This is a genomic window from Janthinobacterium sp. KBS0711 (genome assembly GCF_000988085.1).
Lineage (GTDB): Bacteria > Pseudomonadota > Gammaproteobacteria > Burkholderiales > Burkholderiaceae_D > Janthinobacterium > Janthinobacterium lividum_E.
This window is the reverse complement of the sequence record NZ_LBCO01000007.1, coordinates 225,140-241,979: the sequence shown is the minus strand read 5'-3', so window position 1 is coordinate 241,979 and position 16,840 is coordinate 225,140. Positions and strand designations below refer to the sequence as shown.

The 16,840-nt window shown below is 62.3% G+C and carries 9 protein-coding genes; 4 read left to right on the top strand and 5 right to left on the bottom strand.

Annotated features, from left to right (window positions below; all coding sequences use genetic code 11):
• Positions 1 to 41: 41 nt before the first annotated feature.
• Both VM94_RS04905 and VM94_RS04900 read left to right on the top strand, forming a co-directional pair.
• The gene (locus VM94_RS04905) at positions 42 to 2,360 is read left to right on the top strand and encodes a T6SS effector phospholipase Tle3 domain-containing protein (protein WP_052755520.1); all 2,319 of its coding nucleotides are present in this window, start codon (positions 42 to 44) and stop codon (positions 2,358 to 2,360) included.
• Complete coding sequence (locus VM94_RS04900) at positions 2,357 to 4,090, top strand: type VI lipase adapter Tla3 domain-containing protein (RefSeq protein ID WP_082127561.1); 1,734 nt, start codon at positions 2,357 to 2,359, stop codon at positions 4,088 to 4,090. Before VM94_RS04905 ends, VM94_RS04900 begins: the two co-directional genes overlap by 4 nt.
• Here the strand turns inward: VM94_RS04900 and pbpC are convergent, their stop codons facing one another.
• Positions 4,091 to 6,187 (bottom strand): penicillin-binding protein 1C, encoded by a 2,097-nt coding sequence (gene pbpC / locus VM94_RS04895; RefSeq protein ID WP_046682436.1) that lies wholly within the window; start codon positions 6,185 to 6,187, stop codon positions 4,091 to 4,093.
• A 17-nt stretch (positions 6,188 to 6,204) separates the two neighbouring features.
• Positions 6,205 to 11,946: an alpha-2-macroglobulin family protein gene (locus VM94_RS04890; RefSeq protein ID WP_235432828.1), complete on the bottom strand. Its 5,742-nt coding sequence runs from the start codon at positions 11,944 to 11,946 to the stop codon at positions 6,205 to 6,207.
• 471 nt (positions 11,947 to 12,417) lie between these two features.
• On the opposite strand from VM94_RS04890, the gene VM94_RS04885 reads away from it, so the two are divergent.
• Positions 12,418 to 13,446, top strand: coding sequence for an OmpA family protein (locus VM94_RS04885; RefSeq protein WP_046682435.1), 1,029 nt, complete (start codon positions 12,418 to 12,420; stop codon positions 13,444 to 13,446).
• A gap of 71 nt (positions 13,447 to 13,517) precedes the next feature.
• A complete protein-coding gene (locus VM94_RS04880; protein ID WP_046682434.1) occupies positions 13,518 to 14,465 on the top strand; it encodes a YihY/virulence factor BrkB family protein in 948 nt (315 codons plus the stop codon).
• Between the two features lie 57 nt (positions 14,466 to 14,522).
• Here the strand turns inward: VM94_RS04880 and VM94_RS04875 are convergent, their stop codons facing one another.
• The 3 genes from VM94_RS04875 to VM94_RS04865 all read right to left on the bottom strand — a co-directional run bounded on the left by VM94_RS04875 (position 14,523) and on the right by VM94_RS04865 (position 16,739).
• Positions 14,523 to 15,719 carry an AI-2E family transporter gene (locus tag VM94_RS04875; protein WP_409929563.1) on the bottom strand — a complete coding sequence of 399 codons (1,197 nt, stop codon included), beginning with the start codon at positions 15,717 to 15,719 and terminating at the stop codon, positions 14,523 to 14,525.
• 71 nt (positions 15,720 to 15,790) lie between these two features.
• Positions 15,791 to 16,102, bottom strand: a complete 312-nt coding sequence (locus tag VM94_RS04870) for a BON domain-containing protein (RefSeq protein ID WP_046682432.1) — start codon at positions 16,100 to 16,102, stop codon at positions 15,791 to 15,793.
• Positions 16,103 to 16,184: 82 nt separating this feature from the next.
• Positions 16,185 to 16,739 carry a hypothetical protein gene (locus VM94_RS04865; protein ID WP_046682431.1) on the bottom strand — a complete coding sequence of 185 codons (555 nt, stop codon included), beginning with the start codon at positions 16,737 to 16,739 and terminating at the stop codon, positions 16,185 to 16,187.
• Between the last annotated feature and the right edge of the window lie 101 nt (positions 16,740 to 16,840).

The following is a 16,840-nucleotide window of genomic DNA, read 5'->3' as shown; positions in this document are numbered from 1 at the left end:
CGCTCCTCTACACTGTCCTGTCTGGTCAGCATGGAGCGGCGATGGCGTATCCCAAACTTCCCTACACCAGCGGCAAGAGTAGCGCCCTGCTCCATTGCGGCCGCCTCAACGACGCCATCGTGCGCGTGCGTCCTGAACTGCCCGGCAACGTCATCGTCATCCATGGCGTCAACGACGTCGGCACTAGTTTCAGCGCCGTGGAAAAGGGACTCTGCCAGGGACTCGATGCGCGCATGTACGGCGGCGGCCACGTGTTCACCCCGGCCGCCTACCGCTTGCCACAGGAGGCCGACAAGCGTGAAATCATAGCCGATCCGGACGCCGTCTACTTCAAGCGCCAGCCTGATGACACCACGTACAGCCCCGTCATCCCGTTTTACTGGGGCTTTCGCGAACAAGGCAACGCCAGCAAAGTGGTCAACGGACAGCACACAGACCGCTACGGCAACCGCCTGGACAAGGATATGTCGAAGAACGGTGGCCCGTTCGGCAATGCCACCAATACCCTGCCCGACATGTGGAACAAGGGACTGTTTTCGCCCTACGACGTGGGCGGCGACCCCGTACGCCCGCTGATGACGGCGCCGGGCCGCATGTATATGGTGCTGGCCGCCAAGCGCCTGGCGGCCCTCATCGCGATGATCCGCGATTACGACAGCAACGACGTGGTCTCCATCGTCGCGCACAGTCAGGGCTGCCTCATCTCGCTGCTGGCGCAAGCCTTCCTGCTCGACGAAAACAAGCGGCCCGCCGACACGCTAATCCTCACGCATCCGCCCTACAGCCTGGTGGAAGACACGACGATGTTTTTCGGCGCGGCGGAATCGAGCCGCATCTTCGGCGGCGGCAGAGACGCGGCAATGGAAAGCCAGTACGACGCCATCGACAACCGCCAGACCCTGCATGCTCGTCTGCAAACCCTGGCGCAGATCGTGCAGGGCGTAGTGGCAAAAAAGCACGCCACACCCGCCTTTGCGCACATCAAGGATCACACCGTCTGCCATGGCATGGCGGGGGCTGCATGGCGCGCGGAAGCGGACCGCGACAACCGGGGCAAGGTCTACCTGTACTTTTGCCCCGAAGACATGACGGTGGCACTGGATAATATGCAGGGCATCGGCTGGCAGGGCATACCCGACCACATCGACGGTCATGGCCTGTCCAAAACCAAGGGCAAGACGGACAAAAGCATCTGGGGTGATGGCCCCACCTACTGGGACAAGGAATCCCAGCACCGCCAGCCGCTGGTAGAACTGGGCAAAGGGTTTTACCAGCGCGTGTTTACCAACAAACAGCGCCCCGATGCGGCCGGCAAAAACAGCGGGCCGGTGCTGGTGGGCCTGCCGCCGCACGACTTCGCCCTGCGCCTGGAAGGCGAGGACGATCATGCCCACGTGGCCGGCGCCAACCGGGGCCACCGCGGAAACCATGAAGAGGTACAGTGGCCGCCCGTCAAACCCGGCAAATGGAATATCTTTTCCACGGAAGCGCGTCGCCGCGAAGGCTTGCGCACGATCAATGGCGAAGCGCTGCGCGTGCCCATGAAAGCCGTGCTGGATGGCGGCGAGATCCGCCCTGGGCAACTCCCCAAGGATACCGACCAGGCCAAGCTGCCGCGCGACCAGCAGGGACCGTGCGAGGAAGTCGATCCGATCGACGCGGCCATCGCGGTGACCAGCAAGAAAGGTTTGCAGATGCGCAAGCAGGAAATCATTGCCGACCCACGTCCCTTGCAGCACCGCATCCCCGAATACGGCGCCGGCATGTTCGGCTCTGGCCAGCGCGATCAGGTGGAAAAGGCCTTGAACCTGGGCAAGGAAGTGGGCGACCAATGCAAAATCGACCGCGTCTCGCGCCATCCGGGTGGCGGCGACAAGCTGCTTGTGAACCGCGAAGAAACCCCGAACGAGGCGCGCAAGCGCTGGCAAAACGAGGTCAGCCCGAAATCCTTCCACGGCGCCATCATCGGCAACGCGGACAACCACCGCAACGTGACGGCGTATGACGTGGCCATCGGCAGCGGGAAGGCGAGCAGTGATCCGAAGTTTTACCGGTATTTGTGTGCGGTGGCGGATTGGCGGCTGCAAAACGACAAAAAAAATCCTATAAGAGAGTCCATCCTGAGATGGGAGGATTTCATGAAAAAATTTGCAATCTATTGGACGGCAGAACCTCTACAACGCAAGCAAATCATTGAAGGTAATGCCCATTATTACAGTTCGGGAGAGTTACCGGCCTTTGTGCCCGCATTGCAAGCAGGCCTGCCGTCTACCGTCGTTTGTGAAACAGTGAATGGCAGGCGTACCGAATCGGTCGTCACGCCGGTCGTTCACAAGCCAAGCGACGATATCCCAAAATGAAAAGCTCATTTCCACGCTTGCGATATCGACTCGGTGCAGCCCTCATCGTGTTGGCACTGCTCGGGTCTCTGTTGATCAGCCCATCACTTTTCTTATTGGAGTCCACGATGAGCAGCAAAATATGGAAGCACCTGCAATGGCTCTTGCTGATTCCACCCATTGTAGCGGCCACATTGCTCGGTTCTCGCTGGCTGCATTCGTCCAAGCCTGCGGCCGTCGCAAAGCTGCAAGTACAGCACGCGATACCCAGTGAACAGGAGAAACGGGAATATGTGCTGGAAGTTATCGGCCTCGGCGTCACCCTGGACAAGTATCGCCAGGGCAAGCTTTGGGAGGCGCTGCAAAAGGGAAATGCCTATGCCAGCATCCGCGAACAGGACAAGGAAAAATACACCTGGGATGCCATGCAAAGAGCTGGGATAGCAGGTGGCCGCGGTGGTGACACTCTGGAAAATGGGGCGAGGGATACTCCCATGTATTTCGGTGTTCCCGTCTTTAACGCGGAACCACCGATCTTTAATTCGCGCATGCTGGATCGCCCAGATTCGCCAGCCATAGGCCTGGCCGGTGGCGCCACGTCATCCGGTATGCACTGGCACTTGTTTGCCTCCGGCCCGCGCCGCCTCAGCGAACACCCAGACCGCATACTGGAAGACATATTCGCCTTTTTTGATGCCCATCCCGACGTGCCTTACATCGTGCTCAATTCAGAAGACAGCATGCCCACGCGCGATCTGTACAGCCCAGACAACTCGCCACCGCTCACAAGAGACGGCCGCTACATCCCCGAAATGCCCGACGCCTCCGCCCTGTTCGTCCTGGCCCGCCGTGATCGCATCGATGCTGTGCGGAAGTTTGCGTATGACGATGCCCCGCCCGAGGACAGCGTCGATGACTTGAATACCTACGGCGTAGCGCGGCGGCTGTATCTGGCGTACTACGATTTGATGGGAACCGTGCCGCAAGCACGCCTGGAAACCGATCCGACAGCCATCACCCGGCGCCAGCCCAGCATCGCCGAATGGCTCCCGGCCGCCGCGCAATTCGCGCAGCGCTCCGATATCCGCGGCACGGGCAGTTTCAGCATGGTCGACAGGCTCAAGCACAAAACGTATCACCCTCCAAAAGACTGGCAACCCACGCCCTGGTTTCCCGTGCCGTTCAACAAGGAGCAACTGGCGCAGCTGGACCGCCTGCCCACCTTCGGCTTCATCCACAGGCCCACGTTTGTCAGGATGAAAGATGAACACGGCAAGCCGCTCACGCGCCGCGACCAGCGCGAGCAAGCTTTGCAGGCGGGCTGGCAGCAAGCCTTGCACAGCTTGCCGGATGCCGATCGACCCGCCGCGCCGGCGCGCCTGGTCGCCGCCACGGGTGGCAATCAGGCGCAGCTGCTCGCATTGCACAAGACCTTGCTGAAACATGCAGAAAATGGCGGTACGGAACTCGACAGCGGCAATACCGCGCAATGGATCGATACGGATCAGCGCCTGGGCAACACGGGCGCGGCCACCCTGTTCGTGCAAATGGCCATCGGCGTGATGGGCAGCTACCGCGATGGCGGCGTCAGCGCGGTGGTGAACTTGCGCAACAACGAGGAAGCAACCATCGTGCTGGTCAGTCCGCCGTCGGATGAAAAGCGCCGCACGCAAAAGCATCCGCACGGCGGCGATGTATTGCGGCACTACGTCACGCCGGCCATCGACCCGGCGAATTATCCATCGAACTGATTATTTTCCCTGTGCGGCAAGTTGCCCCAGCGCATTCCCCCGCACCTGAAACGCCACCTTTGCCACCGTCCTGCCCGCATCATCGACCAGCGCCAGCGCATGCTTGCCAGGCACGGGGCGCCAGCTGATGCTGTCAAGCGCCGCACCCATATCCTTGCCGTCGAGCACCCAGCGCAAGGCGTGGCTGCCCTGGGCTTGGAAGAACACCCGCTGCAAGGCTGGCGGGATGTCGGGATCGATGGCGAGGATGCTGTCTTCGGCCGGATACACGATGGCAGGCGGCTTCACGGTGTCGCCCAAGACGGCGATGACGGGGCTTTCCGTGCCGGCGATAAACCATTCGCGGCGCGGCGCTTCCAGTGCGGGCTGGTACGCCACCATCTGCTGCAACACGCCTGATGGCGCTTTCGGGGCATGGCTGGGCACGTTCTTGTGCAGGTAATCCATGACGTCGCGCCACACGGGCGCGGCGCCCGTCACGCCCGACACGTCCCACATGGGCTTGCCGTCGAAATTGCCCACCCACACGCCCACCGTGTAGCGCGCCGAGTAGCCCATGCACCAGTTGTCGCGCATGTCCTTGCTCGTGCCCGTCTTGACGGCGCTCCAGAAATTTGTCCCCAGCTCGTTGCGCAAGCCAAACGTCATGCTGCGCGCGGCGCGGTCGGCCAGGATATCGCCGACGATGAAGGCGGCGCCCGGCTCCATCACACGGCGCCGGTCCTTGCCAGCTTGGCCAGGCTGCAGGCTGGCCGTGCTGTACAGACCGCCATTGGCCAGCGCGCGGTAGGCGTTGGCCAGTTCCAGCAAGGTCACTTCAGATGAACCCAGCGCCAGCGAGGGGCCGTAGTACTCGGCCGGTTCCGTCAGGCTGGACAAACCCACTTCCTTGAGACGGTTGTAAAAGCCGTCCTGGCCCGTCAGCAGCACCGTGCGCACGGCGGGAATGTTGAGGGAACTGGCAAGGCTGGTGCGGGCGCTGACATACCCCTTGAAGTTGCGGTCGTAGTTTTGCGGCGCATACATGCCCGACGCCGTGGCGACGTCGAGCGGCGAGTCATCCATGACGGACGCGGCCGTCATCAGCCGGCGCTCGATGGCCAGTTCATACAAGAACGGTTTTAATGTCGATCCCGCCTGGCGCAGGGCCGTCACGCCATCGACGTGGCTGCCGCCCGCATTGCCGACATAGGCGAGAATCTCGCCGCTGAGGTTGTCGAGCACGATGATGGCGCCATCGTTGACATTGCGCTCGCGCAAGGACGCCAGTTGCTGGCGCAGGTTTTCCTGCGCGAAACGCTGCAAGGGGCCATCGAGCGTGCTGGCGACCTGCGCGCCCGGCTGCTTCAGCAGTTGCTGCGCCACTTGCGGCGCCGGCGCCAGTTCCGCATACAACGCGTTGCGCTGCAAGGCCGTTTGCACGCGCTGGCCGATCAGCTGGCAACTGCTATCCATGCGCCACTCTTTCGCCAGCGTACAGGCGCGCCGCGTGACGGTGGCCGGCGGCGCGTTCGGCGCGCGCACGAGGCTGGCCAGGATGATGGCGTCCGTCTGGTTCAGGCCCGACGGCGCCTTGCCGAACAGGCTGTACGAGGCGGAGGCGATGCCTTGCAGCTCGCCGCGGAACGAGACCAGGTTCAAATACGCTTCGAAAATCTGCGCCTTGCTCCAGCTGTCTTCGATCGCCTGGGCGGCGCGCATCTGGTCCCATTTCTGGCGCAGGCTGCGTCCGCCCGAGGACGCCTGCAAGTCCGCGTCCAGCTGGCCGGCCAGCTGCATGGTGATGGTCGAGGCTCCCCGAGGTTTCTTGGAGAACAGATTGTCCCAGGCGGCCGTGGCCAGCGCGGACACGTCCACGCCGCCATGGCGCATGAAGCGCTGGTCTTCCGCCAGCAGCACGGCTTGCTGCACGGCGGGTGAAATATCGGCCAGCGGCACCCACGGCAAGCGCCGCACCTTCATGTCCACTCGCAAGGATTGCAGCGGCGCGCCGCTGCGATCCAGCAACTGCGCTTCCGAACTGCGGTAGGCGGCCTGCACCTGGGCGGGCGTCAGGACCGCCTCGGCAAAGACCGGGCCGGCCAGCAGGCAGCCCATCAGTAAAACCTTAACTTTCACTGCGCCACCTTAACGTTCGCGTTCGGCGACTCGCCAAACATCTCGGGCGAATACATGGCTTCAATGCGCGTGGCCGGCAGGCTGAAATCCCCGGCATTGTTCAGGCGCACCGTGTATTCCACGCTCCAGCTTCCTTTCGGCACGAACGCGTAATAGGCACGGAAGGCGTCGAAGGCCCGCTCCTCGAACGTGGGCCAGACCCAGCCAGTGGATTTTTCGCCGGCCGTCATCAGCTGCGAATCGCGACCCAGGCCATTGCCCAGCACGGTGGCGCTGGCGGGAATCGGGTCGTCGACCACCACCCAGCTCATGTCCGCCTGCGCCGACAAATCCAGGCGCACACGGTAGACGTCGCCGCGCGACCACTGGCCTGTCGCCTTCTGTTCCACTGGCGTAATCGTTTTCTTGATCGTGTAGCCGCTGGAAACAGGCGCCTTGAGCGGGATGGCCGCCAGGCTTTGCACGGTGGCCCAAGGCTTGCCCGTGCCGCTGTGTGCCAGGCCCAGGGTGTCCGTGCCTTTCGGCCATGCTTGCAGCACGGGCCCCACTTTCGCCGCGCCATTCCATACGAGCGCTTGCGTATCGCCGCCCAGCTTGACGGCGCTGGCGCCCGTCACTGGCATGGATTCGAACTTGGCGGAGAATTTATTGATGGCCAGGGTGCCCCAGGCGTTGGCTACCGTCGTATCCCAGCGGCCCTTTTTCTGGCGGCCCATGCTGCCGCGCACGAGGCGGCCGATGTCGTCTTTCCACGCCGGGTTGTCCATCACGGCCAGCAACAGGCGGTTGGCGTTGACGTCGCCGGACACCATCAGCCACCACCAGTTATCCTTGCGCTCGGTGGAAAAGCCCATGGTCGTGCCCTGGAAGTTCAGGCGTGAACGCAGTATCTGCTGCGCCTCGGCCAGCAGCGCATCGCGGCGCGCCAAGCCTGGCGTGCGTTGCAGCAACAGGCTCCAATCGATGACGGCGGAAGTCGGCCACAGGTTCGGGTTGATGCTGATGCTCTCCAGCGCATCGGGCGGCACTTTATTGGAACGCGACAGCGCTTCCAGGGCGGCGAGCTTGCGCACGGCCAGGTCCGTCGTATCCAGCGCGGAACGCCGCACGATGCGGCCCTGCACGAAAGCCGTCAAGGCTGCTTCCATGCGGTTTTTCGTCTGTTCCGGAATCGCATAGCCCGCTTCCCGGGTTGCCGACAGCACGTAGGCCGTCAAGCTGTCGCTGCCCTGCTCCATGATGGGGAAGTATTTCAGCATGCCGTCGCCATCCAGGTAGGCGGGCAGGCTGGCGGCCAGCTTGTTCCACGCCTCCTCGTCTTGCAGGGCGATGGCTTTCGACGTGTTTTGCTCGAAGCAGGTGTACGGGTAGGCGGCCATGTACTCGCGCACGCCAGGCAGCTCGCCGCCGAGCTTGGCGACAAAGCTGGTCTGGATACCGCCCCGGCCCGGCAAGGCGCCGGCCGGCATCTGCACGGACATATTGATGGGTTTGTCGATCTGCTGCAAGGTAGCCTGGTAGGTGCGCACGGGCGTGGCCTGGCCCACCTTTTGCGTGATTTTCAGTTTATCGGTATGACTACCCGCCTTGGCGCCGATCTCCCACACAATCTGCTGCGCGCCGAGCGGCACCTGGTAATCCCATCCCACCTCGCGCGCTTCGCCCGCCGCCAACGTTAAACTCTGGCGCGGCAACGCCTTGCCGGCCGCGCTGGCGTTCAGTTCCACGCTCAAGGAGGCGGCCGAGGTGTTGCGCACGGTGAAGCCTGCGCGCAACTGGTCGCCTTCACGCACGAGAGTCGGCAAGCCCGACATCAGTATCAAGTCTTGCGAGCTGCGGATGTCCGTGCTGCCCGTGCCGAACAACTCCTTGCCGGCGCTGGCGATGGCGACGATGCGGAACGCCGTCAGCGAGTCATTGAGCGGCACTTGCACCGTCGCTTCGCCCTTGGCGTCAAGCTTGACGGTTCCCTTCCAGAACAGCAGGGTGTCGAACAGTTCGCGGCTGGCGCCCTTGCCGCCGCCACCGCCTGCCGGGAAAGCCTTGCGGCCGAAGTGGCGCTTGCCGATCACCTGCATCTGCGCCGTCGCCGTTTCCACCTGCAAGCTGCGCTGCGCCATCATGGCATCGAGCAGCTTCCAGCTATCGTTGGGCATCAGCTCCAGCAAGCCCGTGTCGACGGCCGCCAGCGCCACTTCGGCGCCTGCCGGCAACGGCTTGCCATCGGCGCGGCGCACGCGCAGGGACACTTCCGCCTTGTCGCGTGTTTTATATACTTCCTTGTCGGACACCACCATGACGTTCAGTTCATGCGCCTGCCACCCCACGTTCAGCGGCGCAATGCCCATCTTGTAAGCCGGCTTGCCCAGGTCGACCAAGGCCGTCGGCTGCACGCCATCGACCCTGCCCCGCACGACAAACACGGACACATACACATTCGGCGCGTAATTCGGTTTGACAGGGATATTCACCACCGGTTCCCGGCCATTGAGCTGGCGCACATAGGTGTCGAGGATGCCTTCGCGCTCGACCGTGATCAGCGCCGTGCCTGAGCGGAACGGCATGCGCACCTGCAAGCTCGCTTCCTGGCCCGGTTCATAGCGTTTCTTTTCCGGCAGCACGTCGATGCGGTCATTGTCGCTGGCGTTGAACCACCAGTCGCCGCTGCCGGCCACCCAGGTTTCGCGGTTGGCGACGGCCGCGTTGCCGGATGCATCCTGCGTGCTGGCGCGCAAAATCAGGTTGCCGCTGGCGGGCGCCTTCACGTCGCAGATCAACAGGCCCTTGCCATCCGTCTTGCCCAAGCACGCAGGGCCCAGCTTGACCACTTCGCTGCTGTTTTCATACGCATAGAAGCCGCCGATCAGGCGCCGGCGGTGCGAATAACTGTTGCGCTGGAAGAAGTCGACGGCGACCGGTGCATTTGCCACGGGCTTGCCATTGGTGCCCAGCACGGCGACCGTGAACTTGAAGGCATCCTTGCTCAAGGCCCAGGCGTCTGGCTTGATGCCAATCACATAGTTCGATGGCCACAGCGGTACACGCGTGGCAACCGAGGCAGTCTCGCCATTCGCATCCTGGAACGCCATTTCCGCCACCAGGTCGCGCGGCGTGGACAGCTGCGGCAGCTGGTCGATGACGATGCGCGCGCCGCCCGCCTTGTCCAGGGTCAAGCTTTGCGTGCGCGCGGCAGCCGCACCGGCACCAGCCGCGCCATGGCCTTCATCCTGCCACTCCCCTTCATCGTCGTCGTAGCCGGTGCCCTGTTTCACAAGGCCTTCCTTCACGTCGCCATTGCTGAAGCTGTACTCGGGATAATCGGCAAACGTCACGCTCTTGTCTTGCAGCACCGTGCGCAGCTTGACGGGCGCGTTGGTGGCCGCGCCGCCGGCCAGATACGTGATTTGCGCATCAAGGGCCAGCTGCCTGGCCTGCACGGCGGGCGCTTTCGGGCCCTGCAGCACGGCTTTCATGGTGGGCACGCGGAACGCTTCCACGCGGAAACTGCCGGACGGGCGGCCCGCCATCGTCACGCTGTATTCGCCCTGCTTGGCGTCGGCGGGAATGAGCCAGTCGCTTTCCGCCGTGCCGCTGGCGGACCAGCGCAGCGGCAGCTGGTAGTTCTGGTCGCTGCCCTGGTGCGTGATGACGACGGAGGTGGCGCTGCCGGGGCCGTTGTTCTTGTCGACCAGGCTCATGCCTTCGCCCGTGTGCTTGCGGATGAAATGCTTCATGTGCACGGTTTCGCCGGCGCGCAGCAAGGTGCGGTCGAATACCGTGGCCAGCAGAGTGTTATCGGCGCGCGTGTCGTCCGTGGGCAAATTGAAACGCCAGGCTTCGATGCCGCCCACCCAGTCCGACAGCGTGAACGTCATGTCGCCGCCGCTGCGCGCACTGATAAAGTAGCGGCCATTGTTCTTGCAGCTGGAATTGGCCAGCTCGCCGGAAATGTGCGCCACGCCGTCCGCGCCCGTGGCGCCTTGCCACAGGAGCTTGCCGGTGCAGTCGCGCACGGCCACTTGCGCTTTCGCAACAGGCGCGCCCTTGTCGAGCGACGTCACCCACACAAGCGACGATTGCGCGCCATGCTTGAAGTGGGCCGCCAGATTCGTCACCAGCGCGGCCGTGCGGATGTAGGCCGTCGTCGGTTTGCCCAGCAGCACCTTGCCGAGGATGGGGCTGGCCAGCTCGACCACGTAAAAGCCCGGTTTCTGCAAGGGGATGCCGATCACTTCAAAGGTTTTCTTGCCATCGGGGCGCGGCAGGCTGATGGGGCGCGTGCCGGCCGCGCCCGCCAGCACGGATTTGCTCATGTTGCCCGCGTATTGCGCGTACGGCTGCCAGTATTCGCCCCCGTCGCCATTGCCGGCCAGGCGCCGCATCCACTCGATGACGAACTTGTCGTCATTGTCGGGCACGCGCAAGGTGGCGCCCGTGGCGGCAGCCGATGGCTGGGCGACTTCCTTGCCCGACAGCACGGGTTCGATATTGCGCACGGTGACGGGCAGCAAGCCGTCGCCCTTCGCCTCGATGATGCCGAACGGGGCCGGGAACTTCAGCAGTGGCGGCTGTTCGCCCGTGCGCACCGTCATGGGGAAGCGCGCGCGGTTGAGCAAGGCGCGGCCCGCGTCATCCGTCAGTTTCGGCGGCAGGCTCAAGACAAAACTCGATTGCACGGGAAAGGGGCCGTTGAAGGCGGCGCTGTACAGGAATTCGGCCTTTTCTTCCTCTTTTGAAATCGTCGGCGCATACGTCTTGCCGCCCCCCTTCAAGGTCATGGCGCGCACCTGCGCGGCGCTCACGGGCGCCGAAAACTGCACGCGCATGGGCAGGAAGGGAATGCATTGCTCCTTCGGATTGCTGCGCTCGCAGCTGAACTTGGCCGTGAAGTCGGGACGCGTCTTGAACTGCAGGGTCTGCGCCTTCTCCGTGGCGATGCCGCTGGCGCTGGCGATGCCCTCGCCCCACACCAGCGACACCTTGGCGTTGGCGGGGAAGCTGCGCTTGCATTGCAGCACGGTAACGGGCAGCGGCGGCGCGCCCTTGCTGGCCACGGGCATGCCCACTTTCCACACGACGCCCCGCTTCTTGAAATACACGCTCAGGTAGCGGTCGAGAAAGCTCTTGCGCAGGGTCAATACCTGCTCCAGTTCCTTGCCTTTGAGCAGGCGCACGGGAATCTTTTCATTGATGCCGTCGGCGCGGCAATACGCGTTCGCGGCCACGCTGGCCTCGTTCGGCGCGGCATCCAGGCCCAGCACGAAGATCTGGTTTTCATCGATGTAGGGCTGGCCGTCATACGGTACGGCCTCGACGATGGCCGGGCCGCCCGTGGAGAAGCGGTACGACGCCGTCCCCTGCAAGGCCTGGCCCGCCTGGTCCTTCAGGCCCGGCTTCAAGGTGAAACTGCAGGCCACGCCGGCCGGCAAGTCGCGCTCGAAATCGAAATTCCAGTTGCGCTCGTCGGCCCAGCGCCCCGCGCCCGCCACGGCGCCAGGCTCGGCCTTGCCGCAATCGATGGCGAACGGCGCGGGCAAGCCCATGTCGCCGAACGGCACCATCGGCGTGGCGAACTGGACCCGCACCTGACGCACGGCCTTGACCGTACCGCTCGGTGAAAACAGGGACACACCGCTATCGGCCCAGGCCGGCGATGCCAGGCCCAGCGACAGCAGCAGGCACAAAGTGCCCAGTTTGCCAAACGGCGGGAAAGAAAAAACACGGGGCAGGTCAGGCACGAGTGACTCCTTGATGAAAAGTGGCGGAGCTGGCTGCGGCGCGCAAAAGTTGCCTGGCAGAAGCCCGGAAAAGCAACAGAACGCGGCAGGAATACAACATCAATGTAATATTAGTTATCAAGCTCATCATTGTTGCTAATATACAGTGGCATGCAGGTGACAAGTCGTACGATTGCCTCTTGCCGCGGTGCCCGGAAGTGGCCGCGCGTGGAAAAGTTTCACCTAGCAAATTAGTTTTTTTCAACACCAAAGTCTTTGTCGTGAATCTGCAACACCATTGATATACCACAATGCTTTGTGCGCCAGCGCACCGACCAGGTGAACCTGCATCCGTATTCTCTAGTCCAACAGCAGTGCATTTATCGCAAGAAAACGCACCTGGAAGTGTGGTCGATCTCTAGCAATAGCATGTGCAGCAAGAAGTGTTTTGATGCCGTAGAGAAAATCTCTTATCAACGTTGGGAGTTACTTGTGAATAATCTAAAAAAAATCGCCGTTGCCGCCGCAGTCCTGTGCTCCGCCCTCGGCGCACAGGCCCAGGAAATCAATCCCTCCTGGTATATTCAACCTAGCATCAACGCACTCAAGCCAGATTCCGACTTCGCCACGGATAAAACCGGTTATGGCGCAGGCTTGCGTTTCGGTAAGCCTGTTTCCCAGGACTGGGATATCCAGCTGGGCACCACGTATGCCCGTTCCAAGGATGGCGGTCAGCGCTACCAGCAAAATACGCTGGGCGTAGACGGCTTGTACATGTTCTCGCGTAAAGCCTTCCGTCCTTTCCTGCTGGTCGGTGCCGGCATGCAGCGCGACAAGGACACCAGCTTCGCCTTCGGTGAACGCAGCAAGAGCTCGCCATACGCCAGCGTCGGCCTGGGTTTCCAGTCCAGCATCACCGAGCAACTGTCCCTCCAGGCTGACGTGCGGAACGTGCACGGTTTCCTGCGCGGCAATACCTTCGACCCGAGCAGCAAGTCCAATAACTACTACGTCACCGTGGGCCTGAACTACGCGTTCGACAAACCGCCTGCACCGCCGCCGCCACCGCCACCGCCGCCAGTGCGTGAAGAAGTCGTCGTGGTCGTGCCGCCGCCACCACCGCCACCGCCGCCTGCACGTTTTGAAAAAGTGACGATGTCGGCAACGGAACTGTTCGCGTTCGACAGCGCCAAGCTGGGTCCGACACAGACCAAGCTCGACGAAATCGCCCGCGTGCTGACCGCAGCGCCAGACGTCAACAACGTCGTCATCAGTGGTTATGCCGACCGCATCGGTTCGCCCAAGTACAATCTGAAACTGTCGCAGCAGCGCGCTGATGCAGTCAAGGAATACCTGGTCGCCCACGGTGTCGCCGCCAACCGCCTGACGGCCGAAGGCAAGGGCTCCACGAATCCTGTCGTCACCTGCGACAACAAGAAACGTGCCGACCTGATCAAGTGCCTGGAACCAAACCGCCGCGTTGAAGTGGAACAAATCACCATCGAACGCCGCGTGCAATAAGCTGAACAGTGGTACGCCACTTGTGAATTAAAAAAAGGGGCTCGCGCCCCTTTTTTGCATTGAAAGCCACCATGAATTTCTCTACCCGCTATCCCAAACTGGCCGGCCTGGCGCCGTTCAGCAAGCAGATGCGCAGTGTCATCGTCTGTTCCGTCACCGAATGGCTGGAACACCGCGCCTCGAGCAAGGGCGCCGCCCTCGCCTATTACACCCTGTTTTCCATCGCCCCCATCCTCGTGCTGGTGATCGCCATCGCCGGCTTTTTCTATGGCCCGGCCGCCGCGCGCGGCGAGCTGATGGGGCAACTGCAGGGCTTGCTGGGCACGCAGGGCGCCGAAGCCATCCAGCTCGTACTGGCCGGCGCGAAGAACCATGAACAGGGGCGCATCGCCACCCTCATCGCGAGCGCCCTGCTGCTGTTTGGCGCCACCAGCGTCTTTGCCGAACTGAAAGCGAGTCTCGATGAAATCTGGCAAGTACCGCCCCTGAAGGAAGCGGGCGCCTGGGACATGCTGCGCACGCGCCTGCTGTCCTTCGGCCTGGTGCTGGTGCTGGCCTTCCTGCTGATGGTGTCGCTGGTGGTCAATGCGGCCATGGCCATCCTCGCCAACTTCTGGGAAGGCGTGTGGAAGGACACGGCCGTGCTGTTTACCATCCTGTCGAACCTGATCGGCTTTGCCGTCATCGCCAGCCTGTTTGCCGTCATCTATAAAATGCTGCCGCGCGTGCGCCTGTCCTGGCGCGACGTGCTGATCGGGGCCATCGGCACAGCCTTCATGTTTTCACTGGGGAAATATGCGATTGGCGTGTATATCGGCAATAGCGGCGTGGCCAGCAGCTATGGCGCGGCCGGTTCCCTGGTGGCCCTGCTGCTGTGGGTGTACTACTCGGCGCAAATCTTCTTCCTGGGCGCCGAATTCACGCGTCAGTTCGCCCTGCAGCTTGGCAGCATGAAGGATATGCCGAAGACGGAAGACGGGGATGTGCAAGTCAAGATACTCAAACGCCACCAGTCGTAAGCAGTCTGCACGCAACAACGGCGCCCGCGGGCGCCGTTTTTCTTATTGAGCTTCAACTTACTCGCCCAGCAGCTCGGCTACCACTTCCATGCCCTGCACGCGTTCGGCCACGACCTTCACGATGACGATGATGGGTACGCCCAGCAGCAAGCCCCAGACGCCCCACAGCCAGCCCCAGAACAGCAGGCTGATGAACACGGCCGTGGGATTCATGCGGGCGATGCGCCCCGTCATCCAGGTGGTGACAAAGGTGCCGACCAGGGTGGCGATGGCCATCGACGTACCCGTCACCAGCAAGACCATTTCCAGCGATTCGAATTGCAGGAAGGCGACGAGGCCCGTGGCGATGGTGATGAGCAAGGGGCCGAAATACGGCATGATGTGCAGCAAGCCGGCCACGATGGCCCAGGCGCCCGCATTTTCCAGGCCGATCACGCGCAAGGCGATCCACATCAGGACGGCCAGCAAGACATTCGTGACGAGCAGCATGAACATATAGTTCTGGATCGACGTGTTGATGTCTTCCAGGATGTGCACGGTGACCTTCTTGCGGCTCAGCGACGGCCCCGTCAGCTTGACGAGCTTGCGCTTGAAGGTATCGCCCGACAGCAGCAAGAAAAACACGAGGAAGATGACCATGGTGGCCTGGCTGAGGAAGCCCACCAGGCCCAGCGAACCGGCCCAGACCCAGTCCATGATCTTGAAGTTGGGCGCCTCGGCGGCAGCGGCGCGGCGGTTGTTGCGGCGCGCTTCGGCGCCGGCGGCTACTTGCTCGATTTCATTGGCCACGGCCTGCATCTTCTGGAAGGTGCTGTTCTTGCCGCCCGTATTGGCGGCGATCAGGCGCGACAGTTTATGCGTGGCGGCCGGCAACTCTTCAACGATGGATTCGAATTCGCCCTGCACGCGCTCGACCACGACGATGGAGCCGAACAGGATCAGGGCCGTGACGGCCGTGGCGCCGATGGCGCGCGGCAGGCGCAGCTTTTCCAGCCAGGCGACGACGGGATTGAGTGTATAGGCAATGAAAATGCCGAAAATGACGGGAATGAGGAATTTCTGTGCCCACTGCAGCGCATAAATGAAGCTGACGGTGGCGATGATGCCCAGAGCCATGCCACGCGCATTGACATGCAGCGGCAAACGCAAGGGTGAGTCTGGCTGCTCCACGGGCGCGCCGGGAGGTGGCCCGGCAGGCTCGGTGGAGGCAGCCGCCACCGGCTCGGGCGGGGTATCTGTAGGCTGGATATGCATGCGATTCCCGCGACGGTCGGTGGTGGGCCGCAGCATCAGCCATGGGCTGGCCGCTGCGGCAGGTCAGGCCATTACTTGACGCGGATGTCGTTTTTCACCGACTTCACGCCCTTGACGCCACGGGCAACTTCGCCCGCTTTGGCGGCATCCGATGGCTGGGCCACGAAACCGCTCAGCTGAACCACGCCCTTGAAGGTTTCAACGTTGATTTCCGTCGATTTCAGGGTAGGCTCGTTGAAGATGCTGGCTTTCACTTTGGTGGTGATCGCGGCATCGTCGATGTACTCGCCCGTGCCTTCCTTGGTTGGGGTCGAAGCGCAGCCTGCAACGGCGAACAGGGAAGCGACGAAAAGGCCAGTAGCGATAGATTTAGTGAATTTCATGGTTTTTTCCTTAGGAGTGGTCAATCAATGTGCTCACAATGAGCTTCTTATACCAACTTGATTACATTGCGCCCTGGGGCGCTCAGTAGCCAAACTGGGTTTTTGCAGCCTTGATACAGTCATCCTTGGCTGCGCCGGCTAATGCATCGCATTTTTCTGTCGCGACCTTGTACTCGGCTTTTCTTTTTGCTTCACGCGCATCGCTGCGCGCTTCGATGACTTTCTTGTCCGCCTTGGCGTCGGCCAGGGCCGCCACCTTGGTGGACTTGGCCAGCTTGACGCAGACATCCTTGTCGTTGCCCGTCAGCGCATTGCAGCGCGCCAGGTCGACGTCGTAATTGGCATCGGCAATCTTGATGCGCGCCTTGGTGTAGGCGCGCAGGGTATTCGTGTATTGCGCCTGGGCCACGGCTTCATCGTAGGTGCGCACGGCCTTCGCTTCGGCGATGCAGACATCCTTCGGGTTGCCCGTGATTTTTTCGCACTCGGCATGCGCCAGCTTGTAATTCAGGCCAGCCTGTTCATTGGCCGCCTTGTAGGCCGCTTTCGCTTCCGGCGTGGCGGCCACTGCCTGGCCGCCCCAGGCGGCGCACGCCAGGCTGACGACGATGGCGGTGAAAAGCTTATTCTTGTTCATATTGTATTTCTCCCTGGTGGTACCAAGCATGTCTGCTTGGCATGACTACCGTTTTACGTGGATCGCCGCCTCTCTTCTGTACGCTGCCGTACACAAGTAAT

What these genes read in the sequence shown, in the direction of transcription:
- VM94_RS04905 (WP_052755520.1), top strand. Translation starts at nt 42, where the DNA reads ATGGCGTATCCCAAACTTCCCTACACCAGCGGCAAGAGTAGCGCCCTG.
- VM94_RS04900 (WP_082127561.1), top strand. Translation starts at nt 2,357, where the DNA reads ATGAAAAGCTCATTTCCACGCTTGCGATATCGACTCGGTGCAGCCCTC.
- pbpC (WP_046682436.1), bottom strand. Translation starts at nt 6,187, where the DNA reads ATGGGCTGCCTGCTGGCCGGCCCGGTCTTTGCCGAGGCGGTCCTGACG.
- VM94_RS04880 (WP_046682434.1), top strand. Translation starts at nt 13,518, where the DNA reads ATGAATTTCTCTACCCGCTATCCCAAACTGGCCGGCCTGGCGCCGTTC.
- VM94_RS04875 (WP_409929563.1), bottom strand. Translation starts at nt 15,719, where the DNA reads ATGCATATCCAGCCTACAGATACCCCGCCCGAGCCGGTGGCGGCTGCC.
- VM94_RS04870 (WP_046682432.1), bottom strand. Translation starts at nt 16,102, where the DNA reads ATGAAATTCACTAAATCTATCGCTACTGGCCTTTTCGTCGCTTCCCTG.
- VM94_RS04865 (WP_046682431.1), bottom strand. Translation starts at nt 16,739, where the DNA reads ATGAACAAGAATAAGCTTTTCACCGCCATCGTCGTCAGCCTGGCGTGC.